The organism is Brachyspira sp. G79, from assembly GCF_002379365.1.
Taxonomy (GTDB): Bacteria; Spirochaetota; Brachyspiria; order Brachyspirales; family Brachyspiraceae; genus Brachyspira.
The window spans coordinates 1-2,397 of record NZ_JQIU01000003.1 but is presented as its reverse complement, the minus strand read 5'-3'; the positions used below and the strand labels follow the sequence as shown (position 1 = coordinate 2,397).

Genomic DNA, 2,397 nt, shown 5'->3' with positions numbered 1-2,397 from the left:
GTGTAGAATCCAAAGTAGTAAACACTCTTATAATTTCAAATAATCTGAAAAATATATAATATAAAATACCAATCACTATTGAATAAATAGGAGAATATAAAAATGCTGGAAGTATAAAAAATACACTAAATATAGTAGTACAAAATATTGCAATTAAACTTAATACTTCTGAATTAAAAGGTATTAAATAAAATGATAAACTCAATGCTGTATAAAAGATTAAGCATAAAAAAGAAAATATAATTTTATTTTTAACATTCACCATAATAATAAACTCCAAAATATTAAAACACTATAGTGCTTATTATTAAATTCATAACCAAACTTTTATTATTATCAACACCGAAAGTTAATTGTAAAGGTGTTGTACCATAAAGGTTATACCCTATTCCTCCTCCTACTACATACAATAAATTTCCTTTATCAATGCTAGTTTCAAAATATTTTCCGTATCCCACATTCCCAAAAGCAACTAAGTATATATCATTAAAACCAGACGGAAGAAATCTCATAAAAAATTTATATTCAAAATGAACAAATGTAAGAAAATCCATATTTTTAAGATGGGCTTCTAAATTACTTAAAGGCATCATCATAAGAGAGTATAAATATTTAAACCCTATAGAATATTTTTTACTGCTTTTATCAAAATAAGCACTGTATCCTATATAAGGCATAATACCAAGCTCGCCCCAATAATGAAAAAATGAATAAGGCATACTAGCTGAAACATTATATGAATACTGATTTTCATTAGGTATAATGCTCGCACCTATGCCTGCATTAAATTTAAGTTTATTAACACCGTCATCAACAAATGTAGAACTTAAACCAACACTTTGATTAATCTTAAAAATAGAGCTTAATCTGTAAACCTCTCTCTCAGAAGAAAGTATCTTTCCTATATTCATACCATAAGAAATCATTACATTATCAAAAGAATATCCTAATTTTAATTGTCCGTAATATTCTAAATCTTTATAATTAAATGTAGAAAAAGGAGGCGTTATTCCTTGTTTGTAATTTAAATCTATAAAAAATCTTCTATATCTGTACTCCATTCCAATATTAGCAAATATTCCAAATGATGACTCAGAGCCGTAATCAAAACTTATTCCTACACGAGGTACATATACAAAATGTGAATTCTTTTTATATGCATATCCTAAATCAACAGAAAAAGGAAATCCAAAATAGTTATAACTATAATGAAAACCAGATTTTACAAAATCATTCTGAGCAAAAAGAAAACTTGACAATATAAAAAATACTAATAATATTTTCTTCAAAGCATCACACCTACTATTTATCTTATAGTACTATTATAACATAAGTATTATGTCTGTCAATATACTTTGTATAAAATATTATAAATTTATTTTTTATATTCAAATATTTTACTTCTAAATAAATAATAATCTGCAATTATAGAAATAGTCCAATTTAATATTCCCATAAAAGCCCAAACAAACCATAAATAATTATTATATTTAATAGTAACAATATTTATAATAAGCATTACTGCTGAATAAATTATAACCGCAATAATAGAGTTTTTTAAATTAATTTTATAAATATCATAACCATACTTTCTTATTTTAGGTTTTATATTATCAGAGAAATTCCAAAGAGAATAAACAACTATATAAATAAATAACATCAAATAAAAATAGGGCATAGTAAGTTTATATCCAATTTTAGTAGTTTCATTAAAAAAACTTAAATTATCTATGATTAAACCAAAAATAAAAGCCAACAAAGATGTAGAAAAAGAGGATATTAAAGCTGTTAATATTTTTATATAAACATTATAAACGATTTTAGCATCTTTACTTATATCTTCAAAAACTTCATCGATATTTCCAAGATTTTCTATAGCTTTACTGCATGCTTCTTCATATTTCATTCCATTTTTTACATAATCTTTAACTTCAGAATTAAGCATATCTTTTATTTCATCTAACTGTTCAAGTACTTCTTTAGTATTTGGATATTTTCTTTTAACATTTTTATAAAATTCATTAATATTCATAATCATTTCCCATTTAAATTTTTAAAAAAACTATAAAAGAAAAATACAGTCAAAGGCCAAGATGAAGCATATATAATAACAAATAAAAACCAAAAATGATGCGGGCTAAAAAACATATTAAATATAAATACAGCTAATGATATAATTAAAAAACCTATTATAGAATATTTTAAGTTGATTTTATAATCGTTATAAGTATATTCAACTGCCTCATATATACTACGCATATTAATAAATGGTATAACCGTAGTTAATAAAATAGCAATTATTCCAGAAATAATAAAAAATATACTTGGAACTAATGAATTATTTATATAAGAAAAGAACAATATATTATTATTTTTCAAAGAAATAAAGCATAATAA

The 2,397-nt window shown here is 23.1% G+C and carries 2 protein-coding genes and 2 pseudogenes; all 4 read right to left on the bottom strand.

Annotated features, from left to right (window positions below; all coding sequences use genetic code 11):
- A pseudogene (locus KQ44_RS00040) lies at positions 1–265 on the bottom strand (NADH:ubiquinone oxidoreductase); the annotation flags it as partial.
- A 19-nt stretch (positions 266–284) separates the two neighbouring features.
- Positions 285–1,289, bottom strand: coding sequence for a hypothetical protein (locus tag KQ44_RS00035; protein ID WP_096735708.1), 1,005 nt, complete (start codon positions 1,287–1,289; stop codon positions 285–287).
- Positions 1,290–1,375: 86 nt separating this feature from the next.
- Entirely contained in the window at positions 1,376–2,032 is a 657-nt protein-coding gene (locus tag KQ44_RS00030; RefSeq protein WP_096735707.1) for a permease prefix domain 1-containing protein, read from the bottom strand.
- Positions 2,033–2,034: 2 nt separating this feature from the next.
- A pseudogene (locus tag KQ44_RS00025) lies at positions 2,035–2,397 on the bottom strand (hypothetical protein); the annotation flags it as partial.

Coding starts and splice junctions, on each gene's coding strand:
- KQ44_RS00030 (WP_096735707.1), bottom strand. CDS start 2,032: ATGAATATTAATGAATTTTATAAAAATGTTAAAAGAAAATATCCAAAT.